Origin of the sequence: Streptomyces sp. NPDC020489, from assembly GCF_044386545.1 — a bacterium.
Lineage (GTDB): Bacteria > Actinomycetota > Actinomycetes > Streptomycetales > Streptomycetaceae > Streptomyces.
Genome location: NZ_JBIRUZ010000018.1, coordinates 1 through 18136 on the forward strand (window position 1 = coordinate 1; position 18136 = coordinate 18136).

At 71.4% G+C, this 18136-nt stretch carries 14 protein-coding genes; 8 read left to right on the plus strand and 6 right to left on the minus strand.

The genetic code is table 11. From position 1 onward, the window contains the following. Window positions 1-140: 140 nt before the first annotated feature. Complete coding sequence (locus ACH41F_RS35850; RefSeq protein ID WP_398839266.1) at window positions 141-953, minus strand: L,D-transpeptidase family protein; 813 nt, start codon at window positions 951-953, stop codon at window positions 141-143. Window positions 954-1102: 149 nt separating this feature from the next. Here ACH41F_RS35850 and ACH41F_RS35855 point away from each other — a divergent pair, with 149 nt between their 5' ends. Together ACH41F_RS35855 and leuE are read left to right on the plus strand one after the other, a co-directional pair. Continuing rightward, entirely contained in the window at window positions 1103-2683 is a 1581-nt protein-coding gene (locus tag ACH41F_RS35855; protein ID WP_398839268.1) for a methylmalonyl-CoA mutase, read from the plus strand. Window positions 2684-2701: 18 nt separating this feature from the next. After that, window positions 2702-3349 carry a leucine efflux protein LeuE gene (gene leuE / locus ACH41F_RS35860; RefSeq protein WP_398839269.1) on the plus strand — a complete coding sequence of 216 codons (648 nt, stop codon included), beginning with the start codon at window positions 2702-2704 and terminating at the stop codon, window positions 3347-3349. Here leuE and ACH41F_RS35865 read toward each other — a convergent pair. Beyond that, window positions 3332-4762, minus strand: a complete 1431-nt coding sequence (locus ACH41F_RS35865) for an FAD-dependent oxidoreductase (RefSeq protein WP_398839271.1) — start codon at window positions 4760-4762, stop codon at window positions 3332-3334. The genes leuE and ACH41F_RS35865 overlap by 18 nt on opposite strands. A gap of 73 nt (window positions 4763-4835) precedes the next feature. On the opposite strand from ACH41F_RS35865, the gene ACH41F_RS35870 reads away from it, so the two are divergent. Beyond that, window positions 4836-5504 (plus strand): TetR/AcrR family transcriptional regulator, encoded by a 669-nt coding sequence (locus tag ACH41F_RS35870; protein WP_398839274.1) that lies wholly within the window; start codon window positions 4836-4838, stop codon window positions 5502-5504. 51 nt (window positions 5505-5555) lie between these two features. Here the strand turns inward: ACH41F_RS35870 and ACH41F_RS35875 are convergent, their stop codons facing one another. Beyond that, a complete protein-coding gene (locus tag ACH41F_RS35875; protein ID WP_398839422.1) occupies window positions 5556-6665 on the minus strand; it encodes an acyltransferase family protein in 1110 nt (369 codons plus the stop codon). A 227-nt stretch (window positions 6666-6892) separates the two neighbouring features. Between ACH41F_RS35875 and ACH41F_RS35880 the strand changes: the two genes are divergently transcribed. After that, entirely contained in the window at window positions 6893-8356 is a 1464-nt protein-coding gene (locus tag ACH41F_RS35880) for a glycosyltransferase family 29 protein (protein WP_398839276.1), read from the plus strand. Further along, window positions 8353-10674: a glycosyltransferase gene (locus tag ACH41F_RS35885; protein WP_398839279.1), complete on the plus strand. Its 2322-nt coding sequence runs from the start codon at window positions 8353-8355 to the stop codon at window positions 10672-10674. The genes ACH41F_RS35880 and ACH41F_RS35885 overlap by 4 nt, the downstream gene beginning before the upstream one ends. Window positions 10675-10723: 49 nt before the next feature. On the opposite strand, the gene ACH41F_RS35890 is transcribed toward ACH41F_RS35885, so the two are convergent. The 3 genes from ACH41F_RS35890 to ACH41F_RS35900 form a co-directional block, all read right to left on the minus strand. Then, a complete protein-coding gene (locus ACH41F_RS35890; protein WP_398839280.1) occupies window positions 10724-11701 on the minus strand; it encodes a hypothetical protein in 978 nt (325 codons plus the stop codon). A gap of 137 nt (window positions 11702-11838) precedes the next feature. Beyond that, window positions 11839-13176, minus strand: coding sequence for a polysialyltransferase family glycosyltransferase (locus tag ACH41F_RS35895; RefSeq protein ID WP_391234724.1), 1338 nt, complete (start codon window positions 13174-13176; stop codon window positions 11839-11841). Further along, window positions 13176-14162, minus strand: a complete 987-nt coding sequence (locus ACH41F_RS35900; protein WP_391234726.1) for a glycosyltransferase — start codon at window positions 14160-14162, stop codon at window positions 13176-13178. Before ACH41F_RS35900 ends, ACH41F_RS35895 begins: the two co-directional genes overlap by 1 nt. A 234-nt stretch (window positions 14163-14396) precedes the next feature. Here ACH41F_RS35900 and ACH41F_RS35905 point away from each other — a divergent pair, with 234 nt between their 5' ends. The 3 genes from ACH41F_RS35905 (at window position 14397) to ACH41F_RS35915 (ending at window position 18102) form a co-directional block, all read left to right on the plus strand. Beyond that, window positions 14397-15719 (plus strand): DUF6716 putative glycosyltransferase, encoded by a 1323-nt coding sequence (locus tag ACH41F_RS35905; RefSeq protein WP_398839282.1) that lies wholly within the window; start codon window positions 14397-14399, stop codon window positions 15717-15719. A gap of 212 nt (window positions 15720-15931) precedes the next feature. After that, window positions 15932-17146, plus strand: a complete 1215-nt coding sequence (locus tag ACH41F_RS35910; protein ID WP_391234730.1) for a cytidylyltransferase domain-containing protein — start codon at window positions 15932-15934, stop codon at window positions 17144-17146. Window positions 17147-17160: 14 nt separating this feature from the next. Next, on the plus strand, window positions 17161-18102 hold the full coding sequence (locus tag ACH41F_RS35915) for an N-acetylneuraminate synthase family protein (protein WP_391234732.1): 942 nt from the start codon (window positions 17161-17163) through the stop codon (window positions 18100-18102). The last annotated feature ends 34 nt before the right edge of the window (window positions 18103-18136 follow it).

The following is an 18136-nucleotide window of genomic DNA, read 5'->3' on the forward strand; positions in this document are numbered from 1 at the left end:
GGGGCCGGCGCGGGCGTTGATTGGATTGTGCGTATGTCCCCCGGCCCCCCCCCCCCCGCGGGGGCCCCCCCCCCCCCCCGGGGGGGGCCCCGGGGGGGGGGGGGGGACCGGGCCCCCGGGCCCCCCCCCCGCCCCACAGCTCACCAGTACACGACGACCTTGTCGCCGTCGCGGACCTCCTGGAAGAGCTCCGCGATCACCGCCTCGTCCCGTACGTTCACGCAGCCGTGCGAGGCGCCCCCGTAGCCCCGGGCCGCGAAGTCGGCCGAGTAGTGCACCGCCTGGCCGCCGCTGAAGAACATCGCGTACGGCATGGGGGAGTCGTAGAGCGTCGAGACGTGGTGGCGGGACTTCCAGTAGACGCGGAACACGCCTTCCCGGGTCGGGGTGTACTCCGAGCCGAACCGCACGGCCGCCGTGGTGACGGTCCGGCCGTCCACCATCCAGCGCAGGGTCCGGCTCGACTTGCTGATGCACAGCACCCGGCCGGTCAGACAGCGCGGGTCCGGGGCGGCGGCGGGCTGGCCGCCCATCAGGTACAGCTCCCACCGGCCCGGTTCGTGCGTCATCCGCAGCAGCCGCCGCCAGGTGACGGTGTCGGTCTCGCCGGTCCTCGGCAGCCCGCGCTTGCCCTGGAACCCCTTGACGGCCTCCTCGGTCGCCTCGTCGTAGGTCCCGGTCGGCCCCTCGAAGATCCAGGCGACCTGACGCAGCCGGGCCTGTAGCTCCCGTACGTCACGGCCGCGGTCGCCGGGGGCGAGGAGGACCTCGGGCGCGGCCTTCGTCGGCGCGGCGCCCGGCTTGCCGTCGTCGGCGCGGGGGGAGGCGGACAGGGCGGAGGAGTCCTCCGGCAGCTCGATCCGCACCGGGCCCTTCCCGTCGCCCTGCGGCGCCTGCACGGTGCAGCCGCCCACGGCCACCGCCGCCACCAGCGCCGCCATCGCTGTCCGCATGCCCTCTGTACGCATCCGCCGCCCCGCCCTCTCACCGCCGGTGTGCACCGGTGTCACCACAGATGGTTTCCCGCGGATGACTGGTCGCGAACGGCGCGGCATGGTGGTGGGGAACCGGCGAGCACTGACCCAGCGGGAGGCGGCCCATCATGACGCGCGAGTCGGAGTCCGGACTGCCCATCGAACCCGTCTACGGTCCCGGGGACCTGGCGGGCTGGGACCCGGGACAGCAGCTGGGCGAACCGGGCGCGTATCCCTTCACCCGCGGGGCGTACCCGTCGATGTACACCGGCCGCCCCTGGACCATGCGCCAGTACGCGGGCTTCGGCACCGCGGCGGAGTCCAACGCCCGCTACCGGCAGCTGATCGCGCACGGCACGACGGGGCTGTCGGTCGCCTTCGACCTGCCGACCCAGATGGGCCACGACAGCGACGCCCCGATCGCGCACGGCGAGGTCGGCAAGGTGGGGGTGGCGATCGACTCGATCGAGGACATGCGGGTGCTGTTCGACGGGATCCCGCTGGACCAGGTCTCGACGTCGATGACGATCAACGCGCCCGCGGCCCTGTTGCTGCTGCTCTACCAGCTGGTGGCGGAGGAGCAGGGCGTCCCGGGCGGGAAGCTGACCGGCACGATCCAGAACGACGTGCTGAAGGAGTACATCGCGCGGGGCACGTACATCTTCCCGCCGAAGCCCTCGCTGCGGCTCACCGCCGACATCTTCCGCTACTGCCGTACCGAGATGCCGCGGTGGAACACGATCTCCATCTCCGGCTACCACATGGCGGAGGCGGGCGCCTCGCCCGCGCAGGAGATCGCGTTCACGCTGGCGGACGGCATCGAGTACGTCCGCACGGCCCTCGCGGCCGGCATGGACGTCGACGACTTCGCGCCCCGGCTCTCCTTCTTCTTCGTGGCCCGTACGACGATCCTGGAGGAGGTCGCCAAGTTCCGTGCCGCGCGCCGGATCTGGGCGCGGGTGATGCGGGAGGAGTTCGGCGCGCGGAACCCCAGGTCGCAGATGCTGCGTTTCCACACCCAGACGGCCGGCGTGCAGCTGACGGCCCAGCAGCCGGAGGTGAACCTGGTCCGGGTCGCGGTCCAGGGGCTCGCGGCGGTGCTCGGCGGTACGCAGTCCCTGCACACGAACTCCTTCGACGAGGCGATCGCGCTGCCCACGGACAAGTCGGCGCGGCTGGCGCTGCGCACCCAGCAGGTCCTGGCGTACGAGACCGATGTGACGGCGACGGTCGACCCCTTCGCCGGGTCCTATGTGGTCGAGCGGATGACGGACGACGTGGAGAGCGCGGCGCTCGACCTGATGCGGCGGGTGGAGGACCTCGGTGGCGCGGTCGTGGCCATCGAGCACGGCTTCCAGAAGGACGAGATCGAACGCAACGCCTACCGCATCGCGCAGGAGACGGACTCCGGCGAGCGGGTCGTGGTGGGGGTGAACCGCTTCCGGCTCGACGAGGAGGAGCCGTACGAGCCCCTGCGGGTGGACCCGGCGATCGAGGCCCGGCAGGCGCGGCGGCTGGCCCGACTGCGCGCCGAGCGCGACGCGTCGGCGGTGACCGCGGCCCTGGCCGCCCTGAAGAAGGCCGCCGGGGGCGAGGACAACGTCCTGTACCCGATGAAGGAGGCGCTACGGGCCCGGGCGACGGTCGGCGAGGTGTGCGACGCGCTGCGGGAGGTGTGGGGAAAACACGTTCCCTCGGACGCGTTCTAGCGTGCGACACTCCTGCACATGTTCGGTGTCATCGACCTCCCCACCTATCTCGCGGGCCTCGTCCTGATCGTGCTGCTGCCCGGTCCCAACTCGCTGTACGTGCTGTCCGTCGCCGCCCGGCGCGGGGTGCGGGCGGGGTACACCGCCGCGGCCGGGGTGTGGTGCGGGGACGCCGTGCTGATGACGTTGTCGGCGGCCGGGGTGGCCTCGCTGCTCCAGGCCAACGCCGTCCTGTTCGGGATCGTGAAGTACGCCGGTGCCGGGTATCTGACGTGGCTGGCGGTGGGGATGCTGCGGGCCGCGTGGGGGATGTGGCGGACCCGTCGGGAGGCGGTGCGGGAGGCCGCGGAGCCGGTCGCGGCCGACGAGCGTCCCCTGCGGCGGGCGTTCGTCATCAGCCTGTTCAACCCCAAGGCGATCCTGTTCTTCGTCGCCTTCTTCGTGCAGTTCGTCGACCCCGGGTACGCCTATCCCGCGCTGTCCTTCGTCGTGCTCGGGACGCTCGCCCAGATCGCGAGCTTCCTGTACCTCAGCGCGCTGATATTCGGCGGGACGAGGCTCGCGGCCGCCTTCCGGCGCCGCAGGCTGCTGTCGGCGGGGGCGACGTCGGCCGCCGGGGCGCTGTTCCTCGGGTTCGCGGTGAAGCTGTCAGTCGCGAGCGCGTGACGGGAGAAGGCCGATGCGCGTGACGTACTCCGTCAGCCCCCGGGCCGTGTCGCCCGCCCAGCCCACGTAACCGTCCGGTCGCACCAGGAACAGCCCCGTGCCGTACGAGGTCTGCGTCCCGCCCTGGACGACCCGCACCCCCTTCGGCGGCTCCGGCGCCTCGGTGCCCACCGCCAGCAGCGTCCAGTGCGGGCCCCGGAAGGCGTCGAAGAGGCGTACGCCGCCCAGGGTGCCGTCGGGTGCGCGGTCGCCCGCCCGTACCCGGGTCGCCGTCGGCCGGGTCTCCTCGGTGAGGGACGACTCCCGGTACCCCAGCCCCAGCTGACGCGTCGCGTCCCCCCGCCGGGCCTCGCCCCGGTGGATGCTGGTCGACAGGCCGAGCATCTCGGCGGCGACCGGGCGGCGCTCCTCCTCGTAGGTGTCCAGCAGCGCGGCGGGCGCCTCGTCCCGCAGCACCGCGCCCAGCTTCCAGCCCAGGTTGTAGGCGTCCTGGACGCTGGTGTTCAGGCCCTGGCCGCCCGCCGGGGAGTGGAGGTGGGCCGCGTCGCCGGCGAGGAGGACCCGGCCGGCGCGGAAGCGGTCCGCGAGGGCCGTGCGGGGGCGGAAGTCGGAGGCCCAGCGGACCTCGGTGACGTCCGAGGGGGCGAGGTGGGAGCGGGCGGCGACCACCTTGCGGACGCCGTCCGGTGAGACGTCCACCGTGCTGCCCTCGGGGAACTGGGCCGTCATCTGGAAGTCCTCGGTGCCCGCGAGGGGGCAGATCGCCAGGAAGCCCTCGCCCTCGCCGCGCGGCGGGAAGATGTGCCAGTTCTCGCGGTCCAGGCCCCGCACGCGGATGTCGGCCACCAGCATCGGCCGCGGGTCCACCGTGTCGCCGGTCATGCCGATGCCGAGCGCGCGCCGCACCGTCGAGCGGCCGCCGTCCGCCGCCACCAGGTACCGGGCCCGCAGGTCCCCGCCGGTCGCGAAGTGCGCGGTCACGCCGTCCGCGTCCTGGGTGAGGCCGGTCAGCTCACGGCCGAGGGCGACCTGGCCGCCCAGCTCCGCCAGCCGGGCCCGCAGGATCTCCTGGGTGCGCCACTGGGGCACCATCCACGGCTTGTCGTAGGGAGAGCCCTCGGTCGGCTCGGCCGGTTCGAACATCTGGTGCTCGCCCACCCGCTCGCCGTCCTGCCAGATCATCCCCACCGGGTAGCCGCCCCCGGCCTCGTGGATCGCGTCCAGGACGCCGAGGTCGTCGAAGACCTCCATCGTGCGCGGCTGGAGGCCCTTGCCGCGCGAGCCGGGGAAGAGCCCGTCGGCCTTCTCCACGACCAGCGCCGCGACGCCGCGCCGGGCCAGGTCGACACCGAGGGCGAGGCCGGTCGGTCCGGCGCCCACGATCAGTACGTCGGTGTGCGGATCGGTACGCATGCGACGACTCTCCTTAACGTTGTTAAGTGATGACGTCCCCGAGCGTGCCCTTAACGGCGTTAAGCTGTCAAGCGTGAACTCGGAACGACGTGTGCCCCTGGACCGCCGACGGGTGGCGGACACCGCCCTCAGGCTCCTCGACGAGGTGGGCCTGGACGGCCTGACCCTGCGTGCCATCGCCAAGGAACTCGACGTCAAGGCGCCCGCCCTGTACTGGCACTTCAAGGACAAGCAGGCGCTGCTCGACGAGATGGCGACGCAGATGTACCGCCGGATGGCCGAGGGGACCCCGCTCGGCGCCGACGACACCTGGCAGGAACGGCTGCTGAAGAGCAACCGGGGACTGCGCACGGCGCTGCGCGGCTACCGCGACGGCGCCAAGGTCTTCAGCGGCTCACGGTTCACCGGCCCGGTGCACGCGCAGCAGATGGAGGACAACCTCCGCCTGTTCACCGGCGCCGGCTTCACCCTCGCCGAGGCGGTCCGGGCGATCTCGACGACGTACCTCTACACCCTCGGTTTCGTCACCGAGGAACAGGGCGTCGAGCCGCTGCCCGGGGAGCGCCGCGAGGGCTTCGACGTGACCGAACGCGCCCGCCTGATGGCCGACTTCCCGCTGTCGGCGGCGGCGGGTGCGGAGCTCTTCGAGGACTACGACCGGCACTTCGAGGAGGGGCTGGCGATGATCATCGCCGGGATCGAGGCACGGTACGGGCCCGGCGCGAGGCCGACCGCGAGGTGACCGTGCGGCACCGGCCGGTCCGGGCCGTCTGCCTCACCGAGGCCGTCTGTCTCACCGAGGCTTGGCCAGGGCCGATCGCAGCCTCGGGGTCAGCGGTTTCTCGACGTACCGGTGCAGCAGCCAGGCCAGCGCCAGCATCGCCACGACGGTCAGCGCGAAGGTCGGCGCCGACGGCACCCCGAGCCCGATGTGCAGCCCGTGGATCACCACCCAGCCGAGGTGCTCGTGGACCAGGTAGAAGGGGTACGTCAGCGCCCCGGCCACCGTCAGCCAGCGCCAGTTCGCCCAGTGCAGCCAGCCCAGCGCGATCGCGCCGACGGCGAGGAAGCCCAGGGCGACGACGGCCACGATCCCCACCGTGGTGCGGTGCGCGAACGCGTCGGGATCGGCGGCGTTCCACAGGCTCCGCACCGCGTAGTGCTGCCCGATCAGGAAGCTCACGCCGACGATGCCCCACGCGTACACGTCCCGCCGGTCGCGGTGGACGAGGTAGAGGCCGACGCCGCCGATGAAGAAGGGGGCGTACTCGGGCATCAGCACGACCTCGAGCAGCGGCTGGTGCGCGGCCTCGGTGATCGCCGCCGCCAGGGTCCAGCCCGCGCAGAACAGGATCACCCGCCGCCGGGAGGCGCCCGGCAGGACCACGCACAGGGCGAACAGCGCGTAGAAGCGGACCTCCGCCCACAGCGTCCAGCACACGCCGAGCACCCGGTCCACGCCCAACGGCTGCTGAAGCATCGTCAGGTTGACCAGGGCGTCGCTCGGGGAGACCGCCCGGTAGGCGACCACCGGCAGCGCGAACACCGCCGTGACGAGCAGGACCGCCGCCCAGTACGCGGGCAGCAACCGGGAGGCGCGGGAGGCGAAGAACGACGTCAGCGGCCTGCCCCAGCCGCTCATGCAGATCACGAATCCGCTGATCACGAAAAACACCTGCACACCGAGACAGCCGTACGCGAAATACCCGGACAGCGTCGGGAACTGGTCTTTCGCGGACGTTCCCCAGGCCTCGGTGACCTCGCCGCCCCGGCCGCCGTAGTGGTACGCGGCGACCATCAGCGCGGCCACCAGACGCAGTCCGTCGAGAGCGCGCAGTCTGGGCTCACGGGGCGCCGCCGGGCCCGGCCGCGGGGGTTTCTGCGTCACCTCGCGGACGGTCATCGTGGTCACGGACATCCCCTCGACAGCTGTTCCTGCGGATACACACAGGGACATTAGTCCGAATCACAAGGATGTCTCGGCCGCCCACCCAACGATTGGCCGCCCGGTCCCGGTCAGTTCACCTGGATGTCGTTTTGGCTTCCTAAATTCCCCCCGAATCCCCCCACGCAAGATGCAAAGCACAAGAACTCGCCTCGACTTTGGTAAGAAGACGAAACAGGAGTGCCATGACGACGGTCCAGAAGAGACGTGCACGGGCGCGTGGCGGGGAGCTGGACGACTGCCTGCGCGCCTGCGCGGTACACAGCGGGAAGGTCGTCGGCAGCATCGACCGGCGTCGCGTCGAACTCGCCGAGAGCCTGCGGAAGTTGCTCGTGGTGTGGGGCACCACGGCCACCACCGCCCCCGCGCCCGCCCCGGCAGGCGGCGCCACCGCCCTGCTCAAGCGGGCCGTCAAGGGCGCGACCACCCCGTCGAACAGCATCCCGGGCGACCTGCTCGACGCCCTGCTCGCCGTCGCCAACAAGGCCCTCGAGTGCGGCTACGACGACGAGTTGAACCTCGCGCTCGTCATCAGCGACACCGTCCTCGCCCAGCGCAGGAACTCCCGCGCCGGCTGGCGGCTGCGCGCCCGGCTCCTGGAGGCCCTCGGCGAGGAGACCGAGGCCGTCGAGGCGTACGAGAAGTACCTCTCCCTCACCGACGAGGACGGGTTCGGCGTCCGCGCCAAGATCGCCGGGCTGCGGCGCGCGGGCGAGCAGGAGCGCGAACTGCTCGCCCTGCTGAAGCGCCAGAACCCGCGCGCCGCGGAGTTCGCCGGGCGCGCCGCCACCGACGTCTGGGCCGAGGGCCTCGCCTCCCACGCGGTGGGGGACTGGACCGAGGCCGAGCCGCGTCTGGTGGCCGCGCTCCTCGCGCTGGCCGCCGAGGAGGCCCCGGTCGCCGACCGGCAGGAACTCCTCAGCCAGTACCTCGACCTGCGCACCACCGAGTCGACGGACCTCGCCTCCCTCACCGAGGCCCTCGCCCTCTACGCCGAGCAGCGCCGCAACCGGATGCGGGGCCCCGTCGCCGACCCCACCATCGGCGAGGTCCACTGGATCAGCCTCGGCGAGTTCCGTAACCAGATCGCCGGCAAGTCGATCTGCCTGGTCGCCAACTCCGGCCGCGTGGGCGCCAGTTCGCTGGGCGCCGAGATCGACGCGTACGACCTGGTGGTCCGCTTCAACTCGTACCGGATCGACCCGCGGCACACCGGCAGCCGTACCGACATCCACGCCACCATCCACAAGCACGGCTTCAACTGGGACCAACAGGTCACCACCCGGCTGGTGTTCGGCGGCATCTCCGGCGACTGGAAGTACTCGCTGCGCAACCGGCTCGTCCCCGGCGCCCAGACCTTCCTCGGCGACGAGTCGCTGCGCTGGCCCGTGCGCAACATCGGCAGGCTCGGCACCGACGTCTGGTCCGGCATCCCCACCACCGGCTTCAACATGCTGTACCTGCTGGACTTCCTGGACGTCAGCCCCACCCTGGACCTGATCGGCTTCGACTTCTACGAGAGCGGCGCCTACCGCGTCCAGGAGGCGATGAAGCTCGCGATCACCTCCGTGCACGAGTACACCAGCGAGAAGGCTTGGGTCATGCAGCGGGCCCAGAGCGTGACCGACATGAGGATCTCCCTGCGATGACCACCGCCCCGCCTGCCACCCAGGCTCCCGTCACCGACGCCCACGCCCTCACCGGCAAGCGCCGTATCGCCTTCGCGTCCTACGTCGACGAGAACTACCTGCCCGGCTTCCTCACCCTCCTCAGGAGCCTCGCCCTGACCAACCCGGGCGTGTGCGAGGACTTCGTCGTCCTCTACGACGACCTGCGCCCCGGCTCCATAGCCCGGATCCGCGCCCTGCACCCGCGGATCGTGCTCAAGCGGGTCGACGACGCGCACTACGACGCGTACAAGAAGGGCGACCAGGACAACTACCTGGTTCGCAAGGCGTACTTCATCCTCGACGTGTTCAGGATCCGCGAGTACGACACGATCATCACGCTCGACACCGACATGGTCGTCCTCGGCGACCTGGGCGAACTCCTGCGGCTGCGCGAGGGGCTGGCCGCCGTACCGCAGTTCTTCTACGGCCAGCACAAGCTCAACTCCGGTCTGCTCGTCATCCAGCGCGAGTACCTCACCGACGAGTTCTGCGCGCGGCTCGACCGGTGCGGCCGCACCGGCGACTACGAGCTCGACAAGCACGACCAGGGCATCCTCAACGCCGTCCTGGACGGCGACTTCGTGCGCCTGGACCCGCGCTACAACTTCGTCAAGCGGCGCCTGTCCGGCGACCTCCCGGTCCCCGAGGACACCGCGATCCTGCACTTCACCGGCCGGCACAAGCCCTGGCAGGGCGGCGAGGCCGGGTACAGCCAGGCGGAGGAGCGCTGGCGCGAGTTCGAGCTGTCGGACGCCGAGTTCCAGGCGGCCTACCTCGCGTCGAGCGGCGGCCTCCACCACGACCTGGTCGTCCACTTCGGCACCCCGTACGTCCGGCGCACCGGGAACGTCGAGGTGGCCCGCAAGGTCGCCGCCGCGCACATCGCCTCCGGCGACTACCAGGACGCCGTCGACGTCCTGTCCGGGGTGCGGATCCCGCTCGACGAGGCCTGGCCGCACGAGGTGCTCGGGCACGCCCTGATGAGCGTCTCCCGCTACGAGGAGGCCAAGGCCCAGCTGCTGCTCGCCACCGCCGCGCCCAACCGGGCCGCCACCGCCTACGCCCGGCTCGCCCAGATGGCGTGGGTGCGGGGCGACGACACCGAGGCCCTGCGGTACGCCACCGCCGGGATCACCGTCGACCCGACGCACCGCTCCAGCCGGCTGTGGGCGCAGCGCGCGGCCGCCGTGCCCGCGCAGGAGCGGGGCAGCGCCGACGACCAACTCGCTCACGTGGCCTTCTACATGGACCGCCAGGGCAACGCGGGCGACAAGCTCCTGCCGGAGACGGTCCGCCTGGCCTTCGGCCCCGACACGACGTCCCGGCGCTGGCACCCCGTCCACGCCCACCGGCTCTTCGACGAGGCCGCCCTGGAGCGCGTCAACGCCCGCCGGGGCCTGGTCATCGGCGGCGGCGGGCTGTTCATCCCGGACACCATGCCCAACGGCAACAGCGCCTGGCAGTGGAACGTCCCCGACGAACTGCTGAACCGCATCGACGTGCCGATCGCGGTCTTCGCCGTGGGCTTCAACGCCTTCGACGGCCAGTCCTACCGTGCGAACCGCTTCCGTGAGTCACTGCTCCACCTCGTCGAGCGGTCCGCCTTCTTCGGGCTGCGCAACCACGGCTCGATCGAGAAGGTCCGCGCGATGCTGCCCGCGCGGCTGCACGACAAGGTGCGCTTCCAGCCCTGTCCCACCACGGTCATGCGCCAGCTGGTGGACGGCTGGCAGGACCCGGCGCGACGCGAGGACACCATCCTCCTCAACGCGGCGTACGACCGGGCGGGCCTGCGCTTCGGGCACGACTACGGCTACTTCCTCGCCCAGATGGCCCAGGCCGTCCGGGACCTGGGGGAGCTGGCCGAGGTGCGGTGCGTGGCGCACTCGCTCGACGACGAGAAGATCGTCTTCGACCTGCGGCGCGAGCACGGCATCTCGCTGCCGGTCATCCCGATGTACGACTTCGACAACGACCGGATCCGCGACCTGTACGCCCGCACCAAGCTGGTGATCGGCATGCGCGGCCACGCCGGGATGATCCCGTTCGGCGTCGGCACGCCCATCATCAGCCTGATCTCGCACCCGAAGATGGCGTACTTCCTGCGGGACATCGAACGCCCGGAATGGGGCGTCTCGGTCCACGACCGCCACCTCGCGGCCCGTCTGGTCGAGCGCGCGAGCGACCTGCTCGCCGACCACGTCAAAACGGTCACCGACGTCCACGGCCGCCAGCAGGAACTGTGGAAGATCACCGAGGCGAACACGGCCGACCTGCGGGTGATCCTGGGGAGTTGAGGACACGGGCGGGCCCCCACGGCCGACGGTCGTGGGGGCCCGCCGCTGCCTATCGGCCGACGGCCCGGTGCAGCAGCCGGGTGAGCCTCGAACCGGTCGGCCGCTGGTTCTCGTACGCCGTCCTCAGCTGCTCGAAGTGGTCGGCGCGGGTGCGGCTCAGGTACTCGTCGGAGGTCAGCGGCTTGGCGATCGACCAGGCGCGCCGGTGCTGGCCGTCGTAGTGGGCGACGTACGCCTTCGACAGTTCCAGGACGGCCCTGAAGGGGATGCCGCCGGTGTGGTCGCGGTCGATCCTCTCCTGGACGGCGGAGATCAGGGCGAGCTTTTCGTCGACCGTGTAGTCGTCCTCGGTGACGCGTGTGAGGACGTCCGCGGGGATCGGCCTCGTCACCTCGAAGGCGAGGGTGGAGCGGATCGGCGGGCCCGCGATCTCGATGTACGGCAGCAGCGCGCCCGTGCTGTGGTGCAGCCACGGCAGCCGGGGCCCGGCGAAGTCCTGGTGCAGGACGACCGTGCCGGGCCGCATCCGGGTCAGGAACCGCTCCGAGACACAGCGGAACACCCGGGCCGTCTTGGCGATGTCGATGTGCAGGAACTCCACGGGACTGGTGTCCTCGGGGTCCGAGGTCTGCCAGAGGTCGCCGGCGTGGATCTCCAGGAACGGCAGGAACGGCTCCAACCGCCCCTTGAAGTCCTCCAGGAACGAGTTGTCGTCCTGCGGCCGGTGCCCGGGGTCGAAGAACTTCTCCGAGGCGAAGGTGCCCTTGCCGACCCGGAAGAAGTCGTACGCGTGCAGCCGCCCCCGCGCCCGGTCGAACACCGGGCTCTCGCTCAGCCCCAGCGCGAGGGCGTACGTCGATCCGCCGCCCCCGGAGCCCAGTTCGACGATCCGGTCCCGGCCCGTGAGGTGGTGGCGCCCCACCAGGTACAGGAACTGCAGTTCCCAGGTGCTGCACTGGGTGTAGGGCAGCTTCTCCGGCAGGGTGACGGTGTCGAGGAGGGAGTAGAGCCGGCCGAGCTTCGTCATGAGTGCCTCACGGATTCGGATAGGCGGTGTCCGTGATCCTAGGGACACAGACACCGCTCCACCATTGAATCAACGGAGTAACTCGATGATCGGTCGCTATTTCCACGGCCTTTCCGGGGAGTTCATCCGTTCTTCGCTCAGCGCCGCACGGCCTTGCGGATCGCCCTGGCCCGCCGTACCACCCGGCGCGCCGTGGCGTTGCGCGGTAGGAACGCCAGCCGTTCCGGGATGCCGCCCGGCAGGCCCAGGGAGGTGAGGCGCTTCTTCTTGAAGTAGCGCTGGGTGCGTGGGCGCAGGTGCCTGGCGAGGTACTTCTCCGCCGTCGCGCGTCGGCCCGGGTAGATGCGGTCCTGCATGGTGAACCCGACCGCGGTGACCAGATCCGTCAACTCCTCGGCGGGCAGCGGGTCTTCGCCCGCGCGCCGCTCCAGGTCCGGCAGCACCGCGTCGGCCAGCACCGCCGGGACGCGGTTGCTGTTCTGGTACGGGGTCAGGCGGTCCAGGAGCGGCTCGGTGCCGATCCGGGCGACGGGCAGGTCGTAGAACGCGGACGCCGTGAACAGGGCCGTGGAGAAGCAGCCGACGACCAGGGCGGGCCGGACCTTGTCGAACAGCACCTCGGCGAGGACGGGGGAGTCCAGGACGGTGAGGTCCACGCCCAGCCTGTCGGCCTCGGTCTCCAGGACGCGGCTGTAGCGGGCCGGGGCGGTGGGGTGCGGTTTGAAGACGATCGAGCGGTGCCCGCGGGCGACCGCGCCGCGCATCATCCGCACGTGCAGATCCTCCTCCTCCGCGGCGGAGAGGATGTTCAGCGCGGACAGGTACTGGCCCAGCAGGAGCGCCGAGCCGTCCGGCAGCACCGGCAGGTCCTCGACGGACTCGGCGAGCTCGCTCAGCACCTTCAGGAACGCGCCCGTCGGCACGACCTGTGCGGGCACGCCGAACTCGGTCAGCAGCAGCGGCGTCAGACCCGGCACCAGGTCCAGGTGGAGCAGCCGGCGCACCCGCGTGCCGACCAGCGGGTCGAGCTTGTTGCGGGTGGGGCCGTAGCTCATCAGGCCGTCCGCGTAGACGTGCACGGGGGCGCCGGTGAACAGCTGGGCCACCGTGAGCGCCGGGGTGACCTGGATGGACTCCAGCACCAGCTCCACCCGGTCGTCCCCGAGGTCCCACAGCAGACGCAGATAGCGCTCCAGGAGCGGGATGTCGTCCGTGCGCGGGGTCCAGGCGCCGGGGTGGAAGGGGTGGATGGCCGCGTTCCAGGACAGCACCGCGTCGAAACGGTCCCGCAGCGGCGCGAACCCCGGCATCTCGTCGAGGGCGGGCGTGGTCTCCGGGGTCGCCGAGTTGTTGAACACCAGCAGCACCCGGCGCTCGGCGCCGTCGAAGAGGTCGGAGTCGAGCGCGGCGGCCAGGGTGGCCACTCCGTACAGCGTCGAGGCGCAGAAGATCTGCGTCGTACGAGAGGGGGACATCAGGCGGCCGCCTTCGCTGTGGTGACCCGGCGCCGCAGCCGCCGCAGCTTGGCGGAGCGACGCAGGTCCATGGTGTCGAGTACGTCGCCGAGGGCGTCCTGCGGCATCCGCCTGATGGCCGCCGCGCTCAGCGCCTGGAGCCGCTTGGCCACCCCCGGCTCCCACTTGGCCTCGTCGGAGAGGTGGTGGGCGATGATCGCGCAGTAGGTGCGTACCGCCTTCGGCAGCAGCCGGGCGGCGTCCCGGTCCGCCGCCGTCTCCTCGATCACCTGGTCGAAGGCGCGGATGAAGTCCAGCTGGCGGGCGTCGCCGATCTGGGTCAGCGAGGAGGCCACCCCGCGCCGGTAGAACACCCCCAGCAGGCTCACCACGGCGAACGACTCCGCCTCGCGGTGCAGCTTCCAGATCCACGGCCGGTCCTCGGCCGTCCGCAGCCCGTCCGTGAAGTGCAGCAGCCCCCGGTCGAGCAGCCGCCGGTGATAGGCACCGGCCCACGCGTACGCGTAGTCCACGGAGGTGGTGCGGTCGGCGGGCAGGATGGCCTCGCGCGGGTTCAGCACCTCGCCGCGCAGCCCCACCGGGGCCCGGTGCACCGAGCGGGCGCGGGCGGTCGCCTGGACGTGGTCGGTACGGACGAAGTCGCAGCCCAGCCCCTCGATCGCCGCCACCAGCTCGGCGAGATACCCCGGCGCGAGCCAGTCGTCGCCGTCCAGGAAGGTGAGGTACTCGCCGGTCGCCGCGTCGAGACCGGTGTTGCGCGCGGTGGCGAGACCCCCGTTCTCCTCATGGCGGACATATCTGACCTGCGCGACCTTGGAAAGCGATTCGGCGGCCCGCTCCAGAATGGCCGGTGTCTCGTCCTTGGATTTGTCGTCGACCAGAATGAACTCGAAGTCGCTCCGGGCGTTGAGCCGCAGACTCCTGAGGGTGTCCGGGGCGTATTGCTGCACGTTGTAGAACGGCACGATCACGGAAAGCTTTGGCACCCGGGAAACGCTAGAAGGCCGCCCGGCAGGGGAACTGGACGGTGACCGTACAGCGGGTGAACTCGATGTGTCGGAATGGTGCATCCCCTGTACTTTCCCGGCTTCCACGGGCCAGTTCGGCTCGCGGTGGGCTGTTGTTAACTTTTCGTTGATTCCCGGTTGGGCCATTCCTGGGAATTGCTTCCTAGCGTCGTGGACGTGCCAGCAGTTACGCCAGCAACACCAACGACGCCGATGCGCATCGCGGTCCTAGCGGACTCCGACACCCGCTGGAAATGGGGTGCGCTGACCTCCCATCGCATCGCCCCCCGCGAGGGCGCGCAAGGGGCTCCCGCCCTGAGCGGCTTCCTGCTGCGCGGCCGCGCCACCCCGACCCCGCGCCAGCTCGCGGAGGTCGGTGTGCGGGCCGACTCGATGCGGGAGGTCACCGCCGTCGAGTTCCTGCGGGCGATGGCCGAGGAGTCGTACGACATCGTCGTGCTCGCCCTCGTCGGCGGCGGCGTGCAGGCCATGCTGCACGGCCTCAAGCGGGTGTGGGAGGGCCGCGAGAAGCGTCCCGTGGTCGTCACCGGCTATGTCGGCGTCGTCTACGAGAAGCTCGCCGACGGCCTGCTGCTGCGGCACGGCGCCGACCTGGTCCTCGCCAACTCCCGCCAGGACGCGGACCGTTTCCGGGCCGTGTACGAGGGAGTGGGCGCGGACGCCTCGTCGGTGACGGAGGTGGCGCTGCCGTTCCTCGGCGGCGCGGCCTACGAGGGCGCCGCAGCGTCCGGGGGAGCCCCGGCCGAACACCGCCCGTACACCGTGGTGTTCGCCGTGCAGCCCTCCGTCCCGGACAGCCGCAGGGACCGTACGTACCTGCTGAACCGGCTGATCCGGCACGCCCGGCTGCACCCCGAGCGCGAGGTGCTGCTGAAGCTGCGCTCCAAGCCCGGCGAGCACACCACGCACATCGAGGAGCAGCCCTACCAGAAGCTGGTCCAGCGGCTCGATCCGCCGGCCAACTTCCGCCTGGTGTACGGGAACATGGGCGAGGTCCTGGACCGCACCGACCTGCTGGTCACCATCAGCTCGACGGCCGCCCTGGAGTCCCTGCACCGCCGGATCCCCACGGTCGTCCTGACCGACCTCGGTGTCCGCGAGGTGCTCGGCAACCACCACTTCGTCGGCTCCGGCTGCCTCGCCTCCTGGGACCAGCTGGACGAGGGGCACCGGCCGGTGCCGGACCCGGAGTGGGTGGCCCGGCAGGGGGTCGTGGCGGACGGGGCGTACGAGACCGCGTTCGACGCGGCGCGGGAACGTCTGGCGAAGCTGCTCGACGCGCCGGCGCTGCCCCCGCTGACCCCGTACTACACACCCGCCACGGCTCCCGGTTACCTGCCCGGCATCCTGGCCCGCCATCACCTCGGACCCGACGGCAGCCCGCTGCCGGGGGCGCCCGCGGCGGACCGGGAGCCCGGGCCCGTGCGGCAGATCGTGCGGCGGGCCGCGCGGGGTGCCTACCGGCACGGGGTGCAGCGGGTGGCGCCGGTCATCCGGCGGATGGGGGAGTTGTGAGCGCCTCCCATGGTGCCTCTTCGGGTCGTCTGGCGGCTGCGGCGCCGTGGGGGCTTGTCGCGCCCCGCGGCGGAGCCGCATATCGATACAGCCCCGCGCCCCTAAGGGGCGGCTTCGCCGGCCCCCAGCCCCGGGTCGCGCCCCGCGGCGGAGCCGCACGTCGGTACAGCCCGCCATCTACCTCTGTGAACCCTGCGCTAGGAGTGCAACCCATGTCCGACTCCCCGGCGGTACGCCGTGTGCTCGCGGTGATTCCCGCGCGCGGTGGCTCCAAGGGTGTGCCCGCGAAGAACCTCGCCTCTGTCGGTGGCGTGCCCCTCGTGGCGCGGGCCGTGCGGGAGTGCCGGGCCACCCGGCTGGTGACGGACGTCGTCGTGTCCACCGACGATCAGGCCATCGCCGCCGCGGCCCGGGAGGCCGGGGCCGAGGTGGTGCTGCGGCCCGCCGCGATCGCCGGGGACACGGCGACCTCCGAGGCCGCGGTGCTGCACGCGATGGACACCCACGAGGCGCTGCACGGCGCGGCGGTCGACGTGGTGGTGTTCGTGCAGTGCACCAGCCCGTTCCTGGTCCGGGAGGACATCGACGCGGTGGCGGGCGCGGTCGTCGAGGCCGGTGCCGACACGGCGGTGACCGTGGCCCCCTTCCACGGGTTCATCTGGCGCGACGCGGCCGACGAGGCCACCGGCGGCTACGGCGTCAACCACGACAAGGCCTACCGCCCCCGCCGCCAGGACCGCCCCCAGGACCTCCTGGAGACCGGCGCCGCCTACGCGATGGACGCGGCCGGCTTCCGCGAGCACCAGCACCGCTTCTTCGGCCGTACGGAACTCGTCCGCACCGACCCCGCGCGGGTGCTGGAGATCGACGACCCGCACGACCTCGCCAGGGCCCGGGCGCTCGCGCCCCTCTTCGACGCCGACCGCCCCGGCGCCCTGCCCCGCCACGACGACATCGACGCCGTGGTCCTCGACTTCGACGGCACCCAGACCGACGACCGGGTGCTGATCGACGCCGATGGAAAGGAGTTCGTCTCCGTGCACCGCGGAGACGGCCTCGGCATCGCCGCCCTGCGCAGGAGCGGGCTGAAGATGCTGATCCTCTCCACGGAGCAGAACCCGGTCGTCGCCGCCCGGGCCCGGAAGCTCAAGCTCCCGGTGCTGCACGGCATCGACCGGAAGGACCTCGCACTCAAGCAGTGGTGCGAGGAGCAGGGCATCGCGCCCGAGCGCGTGCTCTACGTCGGCAACGACGTCAACGACCTCCCGTGCTTCGCCCTCGTGGGCTGGCCCGTGGCGGTCGCGAGCGCCCACGACGTGGTACGCGGCGCCGCCCGTGCGGTCACCACCCTCCCCGGCGGTGACGGCGCGATCCGAGAGATCGCCAGCTGGATCCTCGGCCCCTCTCTCGACTCCCTCACCAGTTAAGGAACTTGCCTGCCATGAGCACCAACTCCCGCCTCCGCTCCTTCGGTCCCGAGCGCCTCGCCGGTCCCGGCCAGCCCGTCTACATCTGCGGCGAGATCGGCATCAACCACAACGGCGAGCTGGACAACGCCTTCAAGCTCATCGACGTGGCCGCCGAAGCCGGCTGCGACGCCGTGAAGTTCCAGAAGCGCACCCCCGAGATCTGCACCCCGCGCGACCAGTGGGACATCGAGCGCGACACCCCCTGGGGCCGGATGACCTACATCGACTACCGCCACCGTGTGGAGTTCGGCGAGGACGAGTACCGCCAGATCGACGAGTACTGCAAGGAGAAGGGGATCGCGTGGTTCGCCTCCCCGTGGGACACCGAGGCCGTCGCCTTCCTGGAGAAGTTCGACGTCCCCGCCCACAAGGTGGCCTCCGCCTCCCTCACCGACGACGAACTGCTGCGCGAACTGCGCGCCACCGGCCGTACGGTCATCCTGTCCTCCGGCATGTCGACGCCGAAGCAGATCCGCCACGCGGTCGAGGTCCTCGGCAGTGACAACATCCTGCTCTGCCACGCCACCTCGACCTACCCGGCGAAGGCCGAGGAGCTCAACCTGCGGGTGATCAACACCCTCCAGGAGGAGTACCCGAACGTCCCGATCGGCTACTCCGGCCACGAGACGGGTCTTCAGACCACCCTCGCCGCGGTCGCCCTCGGCGCCACCTTCGTCGAGCGCCACATCACCCTCGACCGCGCGATGTGGGGCTCCGACCAGGCCGCCTCCGTCGAGCCCCAGGGCCTTCAGCGCCTGGTCCGCGACATCCGCACCATCGAGGCCTCCCTCGGCGACGGCGTCAAGAAGGTCTACGACTCCGAGCTCGGTCCGATGAAGAAGCTCCGCCGCGTCGCCGGTGTGGTCGCCGAGGCGGAGATCGCCGCGGCGGCCGGCGAGCCGGTCTCGGTCTGAGCTCCACACCACCCACCTGGGGTCTGACCTACTT